This window comes from Nonomuraea jiangxiensis (assembly GCF_900099965.1).
In the GTDB taxonomy this organism is placed as follows: domain Bacteria; phylum Actinomycetota; class Actinomycetes; order Streptosporangiales; family Streptosporangiaceae; genus Nonomuraea; species Nonomuraea jiangxiensis.
In genome coordinates this window covers 369,525-386,474 of the sequence record NZ_FNDJ01000002.1, presented here as the reverse complement: position 1 = coordinate 386,474, position 16,950 = coordinate 369,525, and the positions used below count along the sequence as shown (strand labels likewise).

12 protein-coding genes are annotated in these 16,950 nt (G+C 72.3%); 4 read left to right on the top strand and 8 right to left on the bottom strand.

Annotation, left to right across the window (positions count from 1 at the left end; translation table 11 throughout):
• Positions 1-8: 8 nt before the first annotated feature.
• Entirely contained in the window at positions 9-1,226 is a 1,218-nt protein-coding gene (locus BLS95_RS05075) for a citrate synthase (RefSeq protein WP_245764845.1), read from the bottom strand.
• A 62-nt stretch (positions 1,227-1,288) separates the two neighbouring features.
• Here BLS95_RS05075 and BLS95_RS05070 point away from each other — a divergent pair, with 62 nt between their 5' ends.
• Entirely contained in the window at positions 1,289-2,503 is a 1,215-nt protein-coding gene (locus BLS95_RS05070; RefSeq protein ID WP_090929672.1) for a LeuA family protein, read from the top strand.
• Positions 2,504-2,655: 152 nt separating this feature from the next.
• Here the strand turns inward: BLS95_RS05070 and BLS95_RS05065 are convergent, their stop codons facing one another.
• Positions 2,656-3,990 carry an MFS transporter gene (locus BLS95_RS05065; protein ID WP_090929671.1) on the bottom strand — a complete coding sequence of 445 codons (1,335 nt, stop codon included), beginning with the start codon at positions 3,988-3,990 and terminating at the stop codon, positions 2,656-2,658.
• A gap of 28 nt (positions 3,991-4,018) precedes the next feature.
• Between BLS95_RS05065 and BLS95_RS05060 the strand changes: the two genes are divergently transcribed.
• The gene (locus BLS95_RS05060; protein WP_218135605.1) at positions 4,019-4,651 is read left to right on the top strand and encodes an HAD family hydrolase; all 633 of its coding nucleotides are present in this window, start codon (positions 4,019-4,021) and stop codon (positions 4,649-4,651) included.
• Between the two features lie 5 nt (positions 4,652-4,656).
• Here BLS95_RS05060 and BLS95_RS05055 read toward each other — a convergent pair whose 3' ends face one another.
• From BLS95_RS05055 to BLS95_RS05045, 3 genes are read right to left on the bottom strand one after another with little or no spacing between them, the layout of a single operon-like run.
• Positions 4,657-5,541 (bottom strand): NAD-dependent epimerase/dehydratase family protein, encoded by an 885-nt coding sequence (locus tag BLS95_RS05055; RefSeq protein WP_090929670.1) that lies wholly within the window; start codon positions 5,539-5,541, stop codon positions 4,657-4,659.
• A gap of 55 nt (positions 5,542-5,596) precedes the next feature.
• Positions 5,597-9,532, bottom strand: coding sequence for an AAA family ATPase (locus tag BLS95_RS05050; RefSeq protein WP_090929669.1), 3,936 nt, complete (start codon positions 9,530-9,532; stop codon positions 5,597-5,599).
• A complete protein-coding gene (locus BLS95_RS05045) occupies positions 9,533-10,678 on the bottom strand; it encodes an exonuclease SbcCD subunit D (protein WP_090929668.1) in 1,146 nt (381 codons plus the stop codon).
• A gap of 106 nt (positions 10,679-10,784) precedes the next feature.
• On the opposite strand from BLS95_RS05045, the gene BLS95_RS05040 reads away from it, so the two are divergent.
• Positions 10,785-12,278, top strand: coding sequence for an alpha/beta hydrolase family protein (locus BLS95_RS05040; RefSeq protein WP_090929667.1), 1,494 nt, complete (start codon positions 10,785-10,787; stop codon positions 12,276-12,278).
• 15 nt (positions 12,279-12,293) lie between these two features.
• On the opposite strand, the gene BLS95_RS05035 is transcribed toward BLS95_RS05040, so the two are convergent.
• The gene (locus tag BLS95_RS05035; RefSeq protein ID WP_090929666.1) at positions 12,294-13,220 is read right to left on the bottom strand and encodes an alpha/beta hydrolase; all 927 of its coding nucleotides are present in this window, start codon (positions 13,218-13,220) and stop codon (positions 12,294-12,296) included.
• Position 13,221: 1 nt separating this feature from the next.
• Positions 13,222-14,082 (bottom strand): enoyl-CoA hydratase-related protein, encoded by an 861-nt coding sequence (locus tag BLS95_RS05030; RefSeq protein WP_090929665.1) that lies wholly within the window; start codon positions 14,080-14,082, stop codon positions 13,222-13,224.
• 168 nt (positions 14,083-14,250) lie between these two features.
• Between BLS95_RS05030 and BLS95_RS05025 the strand changes: the two genes are divergently transcribed.
• Positions 14,251-15,750 (top strand): LCP family protein, encoded by a 1,500-nt coding sequence (locus tag BLS95_RS05025; RefSeq protein ID WP_245764843.1) that lies wholly within the window; start codon positions 14,251-14,253, stop codon positions 15,748-15,750.
• Between the two features lie 9 nt (positions 15,751-15,759).
• Here BLS95_RS05025 and BLS95_RS05020 read toward each other — a convergent pair whose 3' ends face one another.
• On the bottom strand, positions 15,760-16,803 hold the full coding sequence (locus BLS95_RS05020) for a HesA/MoeB/ThiF family protein (RefSeq protein WP_143043586.1): 1,044 nt from the start codon (positions 16,801-16,803) through the stop codon (positions 15,760-15,762).
• Positions 16,804-16,950: the final 147 nt, after the last annotated feature.

The window sequence follows — 16,950 nt, the reverse complement described above, 5'->3', positions numbered from 1 at the left end:
TGTCCGTGTCATGTGATCGGCGGGCCGGTGTAGGAGGCGCGCAGGCGGAGCAGGGTGCCCCGGTCGTATTCCTCCATCGCGTGGGCCAGCCAGCCCGCCGCCCGGGCCACCGCGAAAACGGCCTCGCCCGCGCCGCTCACCATGCCGCTGACGGCGGCGAGGATGGCCAGGGCGAAGTCTATGTTGCGCTCGGGGAGCCGCCGGCGGCGCATCTCCGCGAGCACCGCCTCCCCGGCGGCGACCCGCTCGTGCCCCGGCGCGGCCTCCTTGATCAGGTCGAGCAGGAGGCCGCCGCGGCCGTCGCCGTTGCGGTAGACGCTGTGGCCGAAGCCGGGAACGCGTTCGCCGCGGCGGATCCGCTCGGTGACCGCCCGTTCGGCCTGGCGCGGCTCCCTGACCTCGGCGAGCAGCCGCTCGGCGCCGTAGGACGCGCCGCCGTGCAGCGGCCCGCCCAGCACGCCGAGTCCGGTCAGGACCACGGCGTACGGGTCGGCCCGGGCGGAGGCGGCGACCCTGGCGGCCAGGGTCGAGGCGGCCAGTTCGTGGTCGGCGAGCAGCACGAGGGCGGCCTGCAGGGCGGCGAGCAGGCCGGGGCCGGCGGGGTGGGGGCACAGGCGGGACCAGAGGCGTGCGGCGATCGACTCGCCCTGCGGCTCGCCGAGCTGCGGCAGGGCGTCGACCAGCCCGGCGATCAGGCGGCGGCCGGTGGCGGCCACCGAGGCGGGGTCGAGCTGGTGGCGCAGGGAGTCGGACGTGCCGAGCACGGTGGTGATCACCTGGAGGCGGTCGAGCGGCAGGAGGTCCTCGGGAAGCCCGCGCTGAGCGGCCGTCGCGGCCCGCAGCGCGCCGGGCTCGCACCGCCACGGCGGGCCGGGCCGGGCACCAGGACCGGGCCTGGTGGCGGGGCCGGCGGTCCAGAGCCGGGTGGCGACCGTCTCGAAGTCGCTCGTCCGCGCCAGCTCCAGCGCGTCGGTCCCCCGGTAGTAGTGCCGGTCCACGCCGAGGGCCGTGATCGACGACTCGATGACCAGCTCCGGCGGCTGGTTGCGGGGGCGGCCCCGGCGGGCCAGGCGTTCGATCTCCTCGGCCGAGAACAGGCTGCGGCGGCCGTCCTCGCCGTGCCGCCGCTGCAGCACTCCCCGGCTCACGTACGCGTAGAGCGTGGCGGGTTTGACGCCGAGGCGCTCGGCCGCCGTGGCCGCGTCGATCCACTCCACTCCGCCCACACCTCCAAGGTTGACGAAAATCAATATTGATACATGTTGAACGGGCATGTCAACGTGGATTCATGCCCAAAGTTCACTTCCTCGACGTGACGAACCGGGACGGCGTGCAGACCGCGCGCACCGGCCTGTCGAAGTTCGGCAAGACCATGGTCAACTTCTATCTGGCCAGGCTCGGGGTGGCGCAGTCCGAGATCGGCTTCCCCTTCCTGTTCCACGAGGTCCCGTACGTCAAGGCGCAGGTGGCGCTGGCCGCGGCCGGGGCGTTCGGCGAGCTGCGGCTGTCCGGCTGGTGCCGGGGCGTGCCGGGGGACGTGGAGCAGGCGGCGCCGCTGGGGTTGCGGCACTACAACCTGTCCATCTCGACGTCCGACTACATGATCCAGAACAAGTTCCGCGGCCGCTTGGACAGGGACGCCATCATCAGGGAGATGACGGCGGCGGTCCGGGTGGCCAAGGACGCCGGCGCGCTGACCGTGGGCGTGAACGCCGAGGACGGCTCCCGTACGGACGACGGCTTCCTGCTGGAGTTCGCGCTGGCGGCCAAGCAGGCGGGCGCCGACCGGGTGCGTTACTGCGACACGATCGGCGGCGACACGCCCGACCGGATCCGCGAGCGGTTCGCCAAGCTGGCGGCGGGCACCGCGATGCCGGTCGAGACCCACTGCCACAACGACCTCGGGATGGCCGTGGCCAACTCCGTCTCCGGCGCGCTCGGCGACCTCGACGCCGGCCAGGACGCCTGGATCAACACCTGCGTGAACGGCATCGGCGAGCGCTCAGGCAACGCCGACCTGCTGTCGACCATCCTGGCCTTCGAGCACGGCTTCGGGCTGGACGCGGAGATCGGCGACGCCCTCGATCTGTCGTGGGCCCGGCGGTTCGGGTTGTGGGCGAGTTACGCCCTCGGGCAGCCGCTGCCGTACCAGCAGGTCGGGGTGGGGCGGAACGCGTTCGCGCACGAGTCGGGCATCCACGCCGACGGCGCGCTGAAGGATCACGGCAACTACGAGCTGTACGACGAGGCGACCCTGGGCCCGTTCCCCGAGGACTGGCACGCCAGGAACGGCCGGGTGGTGCTGACCGGCGAGTACGGCGGCAAGGCCGGCTTCGCCCACGTCATGGACGGGCTCGGGATCGAGCCGAAGGACCCGGACCTGGCGTTCCGGCTGGTCCAGCTCTGCAACGCGATGACGGGCAGGCCGCTCACGGACGACGAGCTGCGCCTGATCGGGAGCTATCCGCGCGAGTTGTCGCTGATGTTCCCCGGCTACGCCTGACCCGCGAGCAGGGACTGCACGCCAGAGGAAGGAAACGGCCGCGCCGGCCAAGGGCAGCGGCGCGGCCGTGGGCGCCACGACTTGTTCACGGGCGTGGCAGTTGCCCTCACCTTAGCTCGCCGAAGCCGCCGGGACGGCCGGAATCGCCAGGTTCAGAGGGACTTGTCGCGGGTCTCGGGCAACGCCAGCAGGCAGAGCAGGCTGAGCAGGGCCATCGCGGAGACGTACCCGCCGACGGCCAGTGCGCCCAGCCCGTTCGCCCGCAGGCCGGTGGCGACCAGCGGCGGCACCGCGCCGCCGAGCACCCCGCCGAGGCTGTAGGCGGCCGAGGCGCCGCTGTAGCGGAACTCGGTCCTGAACAACTCGGGCAGGTACGCCCCCATCGGCCCGAAGATCAGCCCCATCAGCCCGAGCGTCCCGGCCAGCGACAACCCCGTCAGCGCGATCGAGCCCGTCTCCATCAGCGGGAACATCACCAGCCCCCATCCGACGGCGACGGCCGTCCCGGTGATCATGACGCGGCGGCGGCCCACGCGGTCGGACAGCAGCGCGGAGGCCGCCGTGCCCACGGCCATGAACACGACCCCGACCAGGGTGAGGCCGAGCATGGTGGTCTTCGGGATGCCGAGGGTGGTGGTGCCGTAGGCCAGGCAGTAGGTGGTGGCGGTGTAGAAGAGGGTGAAGACGACGATCATGGCGCCGGCGCCCAGGAGCACGCGCCGCCACTGGTGCCTGATCAGCCCGGCGAGCGGCACCCTGGCGATGCGCCGCCGCTCCATGGCCGCCAGGAAGACCGGGGTCTCGGCGATGCGCAGCCGTACGTACAGGCCGACGATCACGAGCAGCACGCTCGCCAGGAACGGCAGCCGCCACCCCCAGCTGCCGAACTCCGCGTCGCTGAGCACCGCGCCGAGGACCAGGAACGACCCGTTGGCCACGATGAACCCGACCGACGGGCCGAGCTGCGGGAACATGGCGTAGAGCCCGCGCTTGCCGGGCGGCGCGTGCTCGGTGGCCAGCAGCACGGCCCCGCCCCACTCGCCGCCGAGCCCGATGCCCTGCGTGAACCGCAGCACCACCAGCAGTACGGGCGCGAGCACGCCGATCGCCTCGTAGCCGGGCAGCAGCCCGATCGCCACCGTCGAGATCCCCATCACCAGCAGGGACGCGACCAGCATGGACTTGCGGCCGACCCGGTCCCCCCAGTGCCCGAACAGGACCGAACCGGGCGGCCGTGACAGGAAGGCCACCGCGAACGTCGAGAACGCGGCCAGCGTGCCCGCCACCGGGTCCAGCGTGGGGAAGAACGCGCTGTTGAGCACCAGAGCCGCTGCGGTGCCATAGATATAGAAATCGTAATATTCGATCGCGGTGCCGATCAGACTCGCGGCTGCGATCCTCGATCGGCTCGGCTCCGCGGGATGAGAGTCCACCAATGTCCCACTATGTGGACCTTCGTCTTGCCCTGTGATACGCCGACGCGCCATCTGCGAATTCTCTCGGAAAGGAATCGGCTTGGCTGTCGATCTGGTCATCTTCGACTGCGATGGGGTGCTCGTGGACAGCGAGCCCATCTCCGTACGCGTGGGCACGGCCGCGGTGCGGCGCCTGGGCTGGACCATCGACGAGGCCGAATACGCCGCGCGATTCGTCGGCTGCACGAAGGAGTACTGGGCCGAGCAGATCGGCGAGACGCCCCCGGGCTGGCGCGAGCGGCTCGACGCCGAGTACGTGGCCGCCGTCACGGCCGAGCTACGCACGATCGAGGGCATCGAAGACGTCCTCGACCGGCTCGAAGTGCCGAGCTGCGTGGCCTCGAACGGCCGCCACGCCACGATCCGCCGCAGCCTGGAGCTGACGGGGCTGGCCCGCCACTTCGACGGCCGGGTCTTCAGCGCCGAGGACGTGGCGCGCGGCAAACCCGCCCCCGACCTGTTCCTGCACGCCGCCGCCACGATGGGGGCGGCGCCGGAGCGCTGTGTGGTGGTGGAGGACAGCCCGTTCGGGGTGACGGCGGCGGTGACCGCGGGCATGCGCTGCCTGGCCTTCGCCGGCGGCCTCACCCCGGCCGAGCGCCTGGCGGGCCTGGGCGCCACCCTCTTCCACCACCCGGCCGCCCTCCTCGGCCTGATCGACTCGCTCGTCTGACGGGATCAGCCCCGCCGGGCGCGACCGTCCTCGTCCAGGTAGTCGCGCCACGACCGCTTCGGGCTCCACCCCAGCAGCCGGTACGCCTTGGCGCACGAAATGCCCGAGGCGTCCGGCCGGGACAGCGGGCGGAGCTCGATCTGGTCGCCGAACTGGCGGCGCACCATCTCGGCGAAGTCCTGCCCGCCCACGTTGTCCGGCGAGGCGATGTAGAACACCTCGTGGCCGGGCAGCTCCGACTCCGTCGCCAGGACGATCGCGTCCGCCAGGTCGTAGACGTCGATGTAGCTCGACAGCCCCGCCCCCACCAGCGAGGGATCACGCACCTGCGGGCCGAGGTTGCGCTCGTAGTTGCCCTCGTGCTGCACCCAGCTCGGCCGCAGTGAGATGCACCGGATGTCCGAACGGCGCACCGCGGCGTCCATGAGCTGCTCGCCGAAGTGCTTGGACAGCGCGTACGGGTCCTGCGGCCGGATCGGATGATCCTCGTCGACCGGCGCGTAGTCGGGCAGGAACGGCCGCTCGGGAAAGAAGAAGCCGGGGACGGTCTCGCTGGAGATGTTCACGAACCGGCGCACGCCCAGCCGCACCGCGGCCTCGATCATGTTGAACGTGGCCATCAGGTTGTTCTGGAACACCACGTGCGGCGGGTTGCTGGTGGGGTCCGGGATGGCCGCCGCGTGCACGACCGCCTCGGCCCCGACCACCACCGCGTACGCCTGCCCGGCGTCGGTCAGCTCGGCCTGCTGGTAGCGGGGGGCGCCGGGCTCGGCCCGTTCAAAGACCGGACGCGTGAGATCCACTGCGGTGACCTCGTGACCCGCCGCGGCCAGGGCTTTGACGGCCGCCCGGCCGACCTTGCCATGGGCTCCGGTGACGACGACGCGCATGAGCTGCTCCTTCGGGGCTTCGATGGGGGCAATCTATCCTGCGCCTTGGGACGGCTCAGGAGACGCCCACGGCGGTGAGGGTGGAGCCGGTGCGGGTCTTGCTGACCTTGAGCTGGGCGGTGATCCGGGAACGCAGCTCGGCGACGTGGCTGACGATGCCCACCGCGCGGCCCCCGTCCCGCAGCCCGTCGAGGATGTCGAGGACGCCGTCGAGCGTGTCCTCGTCGAGGGTGCCGAAGCCCTCGTCCACGAAGAGCGTACCGATCTCCGCGCCGCCGGCCTCAGCCGTGACGACGTCGGCCAGCCCGAGCGCCAGGGCCAGCGAGGTGATGAAGCTCTCGCCGCCGGACAACGTCGCCGGGTCGCGGTCGACGCCGGTCCATCCGTCGGCCACGCGCAGGCCCAGCCCGCCGCCCGCGCGCACCCGCGATCCCGCCGTCTTCCGCAGGTCGTGCCGTAGCAGGTAGCGTCCGCCCGACATGTGGTCGAGGCGCTCGTTGGCGGCGTCCACCACCTGCCGCAACCGCTCCCCCAGCACGAACGACGACAACGACATGCTCCACCGGTTGTCGCTGGACGTGCCGCCGGTCAGCGCGGCGAGGCGCTCGGTCAGCCGGTGCCGCTCGGCCGCCGGGCGCCACCGCTCGATGCGATCGGCCAGCTCGGCCCGCAGCTCCTCCAGCCGCGCCGCCCTGGCCACGGCCCGGTCGCGGACGCCGGCCAGCCTCGTGTACTCCGCCTCCAGGCCGTCCCGTTCGGCCCCCAGCGCCGTCAGGTCCGGCGCGGGCTCGGCCGCGGCGGCGACCAGCTCGGGATCGGCCAGCGTCCTGGTGACGGCGGCGTGCTCGTCGTCCAGCCCGCGCAGCGCCTCGGCCTTGCGATCCCGCTCCGCCGAACTCCGGTACGCGGCCTCCGCCCCCGCCACGTCCCCGAACCCGGCCTCCACCGCCGCCTCGGTGGCCGCCCGCCGGGCGGCGATCAGCTCCTCCTCGGCCGCCACCGCCGCCCGGGTGGCCTCCAGCGCCTCGCGCAGCAGCTCGGCCTCGTCGTGCAGCCTGGACAGGCGCGCGGTCAACGTCGTGTCGCCGCCCCGGGCGGCATCCAGCCGCGCGGTCAACCATCCGGCGTCCCCGCTCAGCTCCTCATGCCTGGTACGGCACGCGGCCAGCCGCGCGGCGACGCGGCGACCGCGCTCCTCCAGCTCCAGGCGTTCCCGGTTGAGCCCGGCGACCTGCGCCGCCAGCCCCGCCTCCCTTTCCGCCGACCCCTCCAGCCGCCGCAACTCCCGCTCGGCGGCCTCCAGCACGGCAACACCGGACACCATGTCCACCTCGGCCGTACCGTCGGCCCACCCGACCGCTCCCGCCCTGCCGCTGGCCCGGTCGGCCGCTTCCACCGAACCGGTGGACCGGTCGGGCGCTTCCGCCGAACCGGTGGACCGGTCGGCCGCTTCCGCCGAACCGGTGATCCGGTCAGACCCCTCCACCAAACCAGTGGACCTGTCGGGCGCTTCCGTCGAACCGGTGGGCCGGTCGGGCGCTTCCATCTGGCCGGCGGGTGCGGTTCGGGTGAGGCGGGTGCGCAGGCGGGTGCGTTCGGATTCGAGGTGGATGCGGTGGGCTCGGTGGCCGGCGAGGATCTCGGCGATCTCCCTGGCCTGGTCCCGGACGCGCTCGCGGTCGGCTTCGATGCTTTCCAGCGCGGCGGCCAGAGCGGGCTCACGGTCGGCGACCGACCGCAACCGGGCCAGCTCGTCCTCGGCCTGCCGCACCTGCTCCTCGGCGGAGTCCACGTCGAGGTCGCCGGTGGCCGCCACGGCGTCGGCGTACCGGGACTCCAGGGAGGCCAGGGTGCGTTCGGCGGCCTCGCGGTCGGCGAGGGCGGCGTCGTGGGCGGACTCGGCCTCCTGCTCGTCGTCGGCCGACGGGGCACTGGCCGCCGGGGCGGCCGGGTGGGGGTGATGGTCGGAGCCGCAGACCGCGCAGGGCAAGCCGGCGGCCAGGTCCTTGGCCAGCTCCGCCGCCATGCCGTCGATACGGGCCTGGCGCAGGTCGAGCCAGTGTTCCCGGAGGGCTTGGGCGCGGTCCACCAAGACCTGGTGAGCCGCCACGGCCGCCGCCAGCTCCCCGGCCAGGAGTTCGCGCCGGTGCGTGGCCTCGCGCGCCGCCGTGGCCGCCTCGAGTGCCGCCGTGGCCGCCGGGACGGCCGCCGCCTCGGCGCGTACCTCGGCCAGGGCCGCGCTCGCTTCGGCGATGCGTCCGGGAAGCTCGGCGTCGGCGGCCGACACCTCGGCCTCCCGCTGGGTCAGCACGTCGAGCTCCACCGCCAGCCGGGCCAGCTCGCCGTCGATCCCGATCAGGTCGGCCGCCGCGTCGCGCACGGCCTGCGCCGCCGGGATCCTGGCCGCGTCCACCCGCGCCCCGGCCAGCTCCTCCTCGGCGCGCTCGATCAGTCCAGGCAGCACGGCCAGCCGCGCGGCCACGCCCTCGTCGGCGCTGACCAGCTCGGCCAGCTCCCCCTCGGTACGCAGCAGGTCGCGCCGCACCACCGACAGCCTGGCTTCTTCGGTGAGCAACTCCGACAACCGGGCGATCTCCGCCTGCCGCCGCCGCTCCAACTCCTCCAGCTCACCCGGCTCCACCACCCCGCCCGCAGCGGCGGACGGTTCCGAGGCGGAGCCCGCAATGGGCTGCCCATGGACCGGACGAGCCGTGAACGGATCCGAGGCGGGAGACAACGGGACCGGCGTGGGGGTGGGGGCGGGTAGGAGGGGGCGGGCTCGGGAGAGGGCGTCGGCGGCCAGGGTGCGGGCCTTGGTGGCGGCTGCCGAGCGCTGCTTGGCCGCCGTGATGAGTGGCAGCACGCGGTCCGCTCTGGCGGCGTCGTCGAGGACGGCCTGCAAATCGGCGCGCTCGTCGGCGCGCTCGTCGAGGGCGCGGCGGAGGGTGAGGGCGTCGGCGTGGCGGCGCTGCCGTTCGGCGAGGGCGGCGGCCCGCTCGAACCGCACCCGCACCGAGCGCAGGGCGTGACCGGCCGCGTCGTGCTCCTCCTCGGCCCGCACCACGACGGCCCGCGCGGCATCGAGCAGCGCTCCCGCCCAGCGCAGGGGGTCATCGTCGGGCGTGGGCGGCCAGACATCGGCCGCACTGCCCGGCAGGTCATCACCGGCGCCTTGAGCGGGGCCGGCGGCAGGACCACCTTGCGAGAGGCCGGCGGCAGGCGGAGCTTGAGAGGGGGCGGGGGCGGGCCGAGCGCTCGCCTCATGGGCGGTCACCGTACCGGGGGACGCGGCGGGCGAGGTGGTGATGAGGGTGGGGAGGTCGGGGCCGGCCGCTTCTTCCACGCGTTTGATGGCGTAGTCCACCTGCTGGCGTAGCTCCTGGGCCGCCCGCCAGGCCAGTTTGCGGTGCTCGGCCAGCCACGACTCCGCCTGGGTGAAGACCTTGACCGTGAACAGCCGCTCCAGCAGCTTCGCGCGGTCGTCGCCCTCGGCACGGAGGAACCTGGCGAAATCACCCTGCGGCAGCATCGCCACCTGGCAGAACTGGTCGGCGTTCATGCCCAGCAGGCCGCCCACCAGGTCGCCCGCCTCGTCCAGCCGGGTGGTCAGGCCCTGCCAGGTGGAGCCGTGCCACTCCGACACGATGGCCTTGGACTTCTCCTCCGTGACGCCCGCGCCACGCAGCTTGGGGCGGAGCCAGGACGGGGAGCGCTGGATGCGGAGTAAGCGGCCCCGGATCGAGACCTCCAGCGTGACCGAGGGGCCGGCCGTGGACGGGGCGTGGTCACAGCGCAGGCTGCGGGCGCTGTTGCGCTGGCCGGGCACCTGGCCGTAGAGCGCGAAGCAGAGCGCGTCGAGGATGGTCGTCTTGCCAGCCCCGGTGGGCCCGTGGACGAGGAAGAGTCCGGCCTCGGCCAGGGCGTCGAAGTCGACCGTCTCGGTGCCGGGGAACGACCCGAACGCCGTCAGCGAGAGCCGGTGCGGCCGCATCTATGCCATCGTCTCCTTCACCCTGGACGCCTCGATGGCCTGTCTTAGCAGGTCTTCCTCGTCAGGTGCGGCAGGCTCGCCGCGAACCTCCCGAACGAAATCGAGCGCCACCTCCGCCTCGGGCCGCCCGCTGAGGCGGACGGGCTGGGCGGCGGGGGTGGCGCCGACCGGGTCGAAGGCGAGGGCCAGGGTGTGGGGAAAGCGGGCGCGCAGCCGGTCCATGGCGGATTTGGGGCGTACGGCGTCGGTCAGGGTGATGTGCAGCCAGTGATCCTCGTAAGGGTCATATTTCGGGAATGTCAGGAGCTCCTCCAGCTCCCCGCGCAACCGCCCGACCGGACGGGGCACCGGAGCCGGCACGAACTCCACCCCCACCACCGAGCCCTCCTGCGGGTCCGATCGTGTGTCCGGATCCAGCGTGACCAGCCAGGAGCCCTTGAGCTGGCCTACCTCTGAGAACGAATAGGCCAGGGGCGAGCCCGAGTAGCGCACGGTCTCCGACATGCGCTGCCGCCCGTGCAGGTGGCCGAGCGCCACGTAGTCCACCCCATGGAAGGCCGACAGCGGCACGTGCGCCACCCCGCCCACGCTGATGTCGCGCTCGCTGTCGCTGGCCTGCCCCCCGGTCACGAAGCAGTGGGACAGCACGACGGAGGCGCGTTGGCCGGCCGAAGAGGCCCGGACCCGCTCCATGGCGTGGGTGATCGCGGCCGTGTGGCTGCGGTCCGGCAGCTCCCACGCGGCACGCACCAGCTCCGGCTCCAGATAGGGGATCCCGTAGAAGGCCACGCCGTCCACCACCACCGGCTCCCAGGCCTGCTCTGGCGAGGTGCGCACGTGCACCCCCGCGGCCTCGAACAGCGCCGAGCCGAACCTGAGCCGCAGCGCCGAGTCGTGGTTGCCGCTGATCAGCACCACCCGCGCCCCGGCGGCGCGCAGCCGGGCGAGCGCCTCGTCGAGCAGCGCGACCGCGTCCACCGGCGGCAGCGCCCGGTCGTAGACGTCGCCCGCGACGGCCACCACGTCGACCCGCTCGGCCCGCACCGTCTCCACCAGGTGATCGACGAACGCCGCCTGCCCCGCGAGCAGGCTCTCCCGGTGGAACGAACGGCCCAGATGCCAGTCCGAGGTATGCAGGATCCGCATTCGCAGGAAGCTAACAGCTCTCACCGACAAACGTGTCCTCTTCTGTCTCACGGGGCGGGAGTACGCTGGAAGATCCGCGGGCAAACCAACGCACATGGGGAGGCCGATGCGCACTGGCCGTGGCACCTTGAGCGTCGCCGCCGGTCTGGTGCTGGTAGCTCTCGCGACGGTCGGATACGTACTGCCACCCGCATTCGACCCGCCGCCGCTCAAGGTGGATCCAGCCTTCCAGTCCATCCCGGCGCAGCCGACACATGAACTGGCTCCGGTGGTGGCCGTCGGCTCCGTCCGCAGGCAGGAGATCTCGGTCACGGCCGAGGGCCAGCGCCTGTACGGCACGCTACGGGTACCGCTCACCCCTGGGCGGCATCCGGCGATGGTGTTCGTGTCGGGCTCGGGCAACGGGTCGCGGACCGAGTTCACGCCGCAGGCCGAGTTCCTGGCCAAGGCGGGCGTGGTGACGATCGCGTTCGACAAGCGTACGGTCGGCTACAACTTCCGCGACCGGGACTTCGGGCTGCTCGCCGACGACGCGCTGCGCATGGTGGAATACCTGCGCACGCTCCCCGAGGTGGACCCCGCCCGCGTCGGGCTGTGGGGAGTGAGCGAGGGCGGCTGGGTGGTGCCGATCGCGGCGGCCAAGAGCCCGGCGGTGGGGTTCATGGTGCTGGTGTCCTCCCCGAACGTCTCCCCGCTGCGCCAGGTCGCCTGGGCCCTGAACGAGCAGCTGCTACGGCTGCGGGCCCCGGTCGGCGCGCGTGACCTGCTGACCAGGGCGATGGGCGGGGTCGGCTTCAACTTCCTGCGTTACGACGCGATGCCCGCGTTAAGCCAGGTCAAGCAGCCGGTCCTGGCGTTCTACGGCACGACGGACCCGTCCATCCCGTTCGTGGAGTCCACCAAGGCGCTCGTCACGGCCATGCGCGAGGCGGGCAACGACGACTACACGATCCGGTTCATGGCCAGGGGCGACCACGCCATGCGGGTCAACGGCGGCGAGTTCACCGAGGGCTACCTGGAGACTCTCACCAACTGGATCATCGGCCTGCCCGGCACGGGCAAGTCCGCGGTGCACATGGCGGGCGCCACGCCGGTGCAGCGGTTCGAGGCCAGCGACGTGCCGGCCGCCCCCTGGTACGCGGGCGGCACGATGCTGGGCCTGACGATCTGCCTGGCCGCCGTCGGCTACGTGGCCGGCCCGGTGGCGGCCATCGTCGTACGCCTGCGCGGCCGCTCCAGCCACCCCGTCGATACCAACGCCCGGTTGTGGCCGCCGATCCGGCGCCGGCTGGTCCGGATGGTGTGGACGAGCCTCGGCCTGCTGGTGTCGGTGGTGGCGTTCATCGCGGTGCTGGTGCTGTTCTCGATCAACCAGGCGGGGGCCTGGCCCGCGGTGCTGGCCGGCTGGCTGGTCGTGCGCGCGCTGGCCGTGCTCATGCTGATCCAGGAGGTCACGGCGGTGGCCGCGGTCGTGTCGGCGCTGCGCGAGGGCATGCGGCCGAGCCGCTGGCAGCACGTCGCGGTCGCGGGCGTGCTGGGCGGCACCGGCCTGCTGATGGTGGCGGCGGCCTACTACGGGCTGTTCTCGTTCCCCTGGTAGCGGGCGTGGCGCGGCCTACTGCGAGCCGGTCTCGTTCCCCTGGTAGACGTAGGTGTTCATCCAACGGTCGAGCTCGGCGAACACCTGCTTGCGCACCGGCTCCGCGGACAGCACCAGATCGTGCACGCCGTCGGCGATGCGTACGCACGTGACGTGCGGGCCGAGGGAGGTGGACCAGCGGGCGATCTGCCGGGGGTCGAGCACCACGTCGGCCGAGCGCGCCTCCGGCACGAAGTCGCGCACCCGCAACCCGCTGGCCGCGGCCAGGACGAGCACCGGGACGTCCACCGACAGGCCCGCGTGCAGCCGCCGCTGGGCCCGGCGGATGGCGGCCAGCCACATGGCGTGCACCGAGAACCCGCCCAGCGGCTTGAGCTCCAGGTCGTAGTCCCACTCGCCCTGCTCGGTGCGGTGCAGGCTCTGCCCGTAGACCCTGCTGGAGCCGAGCGGCAGCGGCCTGCGGGTGTAGGAGAGCGGGGTGCACAGCAGGTCGGCGGCCACCCGCAGCGGCGTGGACACGTTGAGGTCGAAGAACGGGCTGTTGAGCACGAGCCCCTGTACCAGGCCCCGGCCGCGGACCCGGTCGGCCCACAGGGGAGTGATCAGGCCGCCGGTCGAGTGGGCGTTGATCGTCAGCTCGTCGTGGTCCTGCCGGATGATCCGGACGGCCTCGTCGATCTCCGGGAAGTAGTCGGTGACGCTCCTGATCAGGCCCCTGGTCTGGTGCGGCAGCAGCGAACGACCGTATTTGCGCAGGTCGAGCGCGTAGAAGTCGATGCCGCGGTCGACGTAGTGGGCGGCCAGGTGATCCTGGAAGAAGTAGTCGGTGAATCCGTGCACGTAGAGCACCGCGCGTCGGGAACCGACCTTCCTGGAGATCAGCGTCGCGACGACCTCGCCCTCGAAGTCGTCCGGCAGGGGCAGCACGGTGATCTCGTACATGTTAGACACCATAAGGACTGTCCGGCCATGACGGCACCCCGGGTGGCAGGTCGGTGCTGACCTTCATCGGAAATTCGGCCTGCCGCTTGTCCAGGAACGCCGTCACCCCCTCCACGCTGTCGGGCGCGCCGCCCAGCTCGGACATGAGCCGGGAGTCGGCCGCGTGCGTCTCCCACGGCGAGGCCGCCGACAGGCCGGACCACATGAGCCTGCGCACGGCGGCCACGGCGACGGCGGAGGTGTTGTCGGCGACCTCCCGGGCCAGCGCGTACGCCGCCGGCAGCAGCTCCCCGTCCGGGTGCACCCGCGAGACCAGCCGCCCCGCGAGCGCCTCCGAGGCGGGGAAGACCCGGCCGGTCGCCGCCCACTCCATGGCCTGCGCGATGCCGACGATCCGGGGCAGGAACCAGCTCGACGCGGCCTCGGTGACGATCCCCCGCCGGGCGAACACGAACCCGAACCTGGCCGACTCCGCGGCCAGCCGGACGTCCATGGGCAGCGTCATCGTGACGCCCACGCCCACGGCGGGCCCGTTGATCGCGCCGATGACCGGCTTGAGCGAGCGGGCGATCCGGAGCGCGACCGTGCCGCCGCCGTCCCGGGGCACGCCGTCCACGGTCTCGCCGGGCTCCCGCTGCCCGAACGTGCCTCCTCCGCCGCCGAGGTCGGCGCCGGCGCAGAACGCCCGGCCCGCCCCGGTGACCACCACCGCACGCACCTCGTCGTCGGCGTCGGCGAGGTCGAAAGCCTCGATCAACTCTCCGCGCATGGCAAAGGTGAAGGCGTTGAGCCGCGCCGGACGGTTCAATGTGATCGTGGCCACCCGATCGGCCACGACATACTCGATCTCAGAGAACGCCATGAACCGAATCTTATTCTGTAACTGATGTTCACCCTCCGATAAAGACATATTTCGTATTTAGTGCGTAGGCTTCCGCCTCTACCGATGCCTGCGGCGGACCGCGTCCAACGGTCCGCCATGGCCGGCGGAGTCCGCACCTGCGGTGGAGTTCAGGGGAACGGGGAAGGCGTGCGTCAGGCTAAGGAACCGGTGGGCAGCGGAGCGGTCATCGGCTGGCTGGTGCTGGCGGCGCTGGCGCCCGGGGCCGCCCACCTGCGCGCCGGATGGCGGAAGACCGGGCTCGTCCTCATCTCCTGCTATGCGGTCGTCCTGCTGGCCCTGCTCGCAGTTAGCCTGACCACCGACCTCGACGAACTGGCCGGCTCGCTGACCGAGAACTACCTGCTGACCACGATCGTGGTGAGCGCCGCCCTGCTGGGTCCGGCGTGGTTCGCGCTCATCGTGCACTCGTTCGTGGTGCTGCGGCCGAGCCGGCTGCCGCAGAACGGGCAGATCCTGACCGGCACGATGGCGGGGCTGCTGGCGGTCGCGGTGGTGGTGCCGTTCGGGTTGGTCGCGCAGTTCGTGTCGACCTACCAGGCGGCGCTCAACGGCATCTTCCAGGAGACGCCGGCCGAGGGACAGCCCGCGCCGGCGGCGCAGGACAAGCCCGAGGACCCGTGGGCGGGGCGGCAGCGGGTGAACATCCTGCTGCTCGGCGGCGACGCCGACGACAACCGGATCGGCGTGCGTACCGACAGCATGAACCTCGCCAGCGTGGACGTGAAGACCGGCAACACCGTGCTGTTCAGCCTGCCGCGCAACCTGGAGGACGTGCGCTTCCGCCCGGGCACGCCGATGGCGCAGCGCTTCCCGGACGGGTTCCGGCTGCCGGCCGACCCCGGCGGCGGGCGCAGCGACCTGCTCAACAGCGTCTGGGAGTACGCCGACGCGCACCCCGAGATCTTCGGCGGCAAGCAGCACCAGGGCGCCAAGGTGCTGATGGAGACCATCGGCTACACCCTCGGCGTCAAGGTCGACTGGTACGCCCTGGTGAATATGTGGGGCTTCGCCCGCCTCATCGACGCCATCGGCGGCGTCACCATCACCGTCGAGCAGGACGTGGTGTTCGGCAAGTACAACGAGGGCCTGGTCAAGGCCGGCACGCGCAAGCTCAAGGGCGCCGACGCCATGTGGTACGCCCGCTCGCGTACGTTCAGCGATGACTTCACCCGGATGCGGCGGCAGCGGTGCGTGCTCGGCGCGATCCTCGACCAGGCGGACCCGGCCACGGTGCTCACCAGGTTCAACAGGATCGCGCTGGCCACCAAGGAGCTCATCAGGACCGACATCCCGCGCTCGATGCTCGCGCAACTGGTGCCGCTCGCGCTGAAGGTCAAGGACGCCAAGGTGACGAGCGTGCAGTTCGTGCCGCCGCTGATCAACACCGGCTATCCGGACTGGGTGAAGATCCGCAACGTCGCCACCAAGGCCATCCGCGACTCGGAGCGCACCACGCCGGCTGTCGCCGCGTCCGCGTCGGCCTCGCCCCCCGCCGCGTCCACCGGCTCGCCCTCCGCCTCGCCGACGAAGGCGCCGAAGCAGGCCGCGAAGCAGCCGACGAAGCCGCCCACCCAGGACAACAACCCGGCCAAGGGCCTCACGGAGGGTTGCGGCGGCGCCCTCTGAGAGGCCCGGTCACGGCCCACAGACGGGGCAGTCGGGCCGTTTCGGGATCGCCCTGGACTGGATCTCCAGCGGCCAGAAGTCGATCTCGCTCCACCGGTCGCCGAGGGCCGGCGGCAGTCCCGTGATGATGCGGATCGCCTCCCAGGCCAGTACGTTGCCGACGAGCCCGCAGAGCGCCCCCATGGCGCCGGCCTTCTCCCGCTTGCCCACGAGCGACTCCATGCGGTGACGGCCGTGGTCGGCGAACGTCTCGGCGCGTACGCAGGCCCAGCACGCGGTCCTGCCCGGGATGATCGAGGTGCCGAGCACGCCGATGTGGTAGGCGTAGCCGGTGCCCATGATGTGCGGCACGCGCGGCCAGCAGGCCGCGGCCACCCAGTCCGCCACGTCGTTGGCGGTGGGCTGGTCGGCCGCGTTGATCACGACGTCCGCGCCGTCCACCAGGTCCGCGAGGTCGTCGGGGCCGGTGATGCGGCGGTTGACGGCCGTCACCTCGACGTAGGAGTTGTGGCTCCGCAGCCTGGTGGCGGCCGCGTCCACCTTGGGCGCGCCCACGTCGCCGACCCCGAACAGCACCTGGCGGGTCAGGTTGGAGGCCTCGACCCGGTCGAAGTCGCAGATCCGGATCCGGCCGACCCCCGCGCCGGCCAGCGACAGCGCCACCCATCCGCCCAGCCCGCCGATGCCCAGGACCACCGCGGTGGCGGCGTCGAGGCGCCGCTGCAGGCCGACGCCGCTGCGCTCGGGGGTCAGGCCCTCGTCGCAGAAGTCCTGGAGCAGCCGAAGCTGGCGGTCGTAGAAGTCGGCCCGCCCGGCGCCCAGGCCGGCGAAGGCCGGTTCCTGGGCCTTGCTGAGGATGTTCTCCGCGGCCAGCACGCCGAGGACCTCGCGCACCAGCTCCCGTCCGTCCGCCTCGCCGAGAGCCTCGCGCACCCGCTCGGTGCCGTTCGCGACGCCGCCGCGGGCCAGCCGCTCGATCTCCGCGACGGTACGCGAGCCGTCCAGCAGGGTCACGACCTGTACGACGAAATCATCGGCGGTGAATCTCTTCACCGTGCGATCCGCCGTGCAGAGAAACAACAACGTACTGCCGTCCGTCTGCACGATCACGCTTTCGCGCAGACGAGGGCGCCACTCAAGGTCGTCCGTCAGCAACTTCCCCCCCAGGGCGTGGATGAGCGAAAAGTGCCTCACCCCACT

What these genes read in the sequence shown, in the direction of transcription:
- BLS95_RS05035 (WP_090929666.1), bottom strand. Translation starts at nt 13,220, where the DNA reads ATGTACGAGATCACCGTGCTGCCCCTGCCGGACGACTTCGAGGGCGAG.
- BLS95_RS05030 (WP_090929665.1), bottom strand. Translation starts at nt 14,082, where the DNA reads ATGGCGTTCTCTGAGATCGAGTATGTCGTGGCCGATCGGGTGGCCACG.
- BLS95_RS05050 (WP_090929669.1), bottom strand. Translation starts at nt 9,532, where the DNA reads ATGCGGCCGCACCGGCTCTCGCTGACGGCGTTCGGGTCGTTCCCCGGC.
- BLS95_RS05055 (WP_090929670.1), bottom strand. Translation starts at nt 5,541, where the DNA reads ATGCGCGTCGTCGTCACCGGAGCCCATGGCAAGGTCGGCCGGGCGGCC.
- BLS95_RS05040 (WP_090929667.1), top strand. Translation starts at nt 10,785, where the DNA reads ATGCGCACTGGCCGTGGCACCTTGAGCGTCGCCGCCGGTCTGGTGCTG.
- BLS95_RS05065 (WP_090929671.1), bottom strand. Translation starts at nt 3,990, where the DNA reads ATGGCGCGTCGGCGTATCACAGGGCAAGACGAAGGTCCACATAGTGGG.
- BLS95_RS05070 (WP_090929672.1), top strand. Translation starts at nt 1,289, where the DNA reads ATGCCCAAAGTTCACTTCCTCGACGTGACGAACCGGGACGGCGTGCAG.
- BLS95_RS05045 (WP_090929668.1), bottom strand. Translation starts at nt 10,678, where the DNA reads ATGCGGATCCTGCATACCTCGGACTGGCATCTGGGCCGTTCGTTCCAC.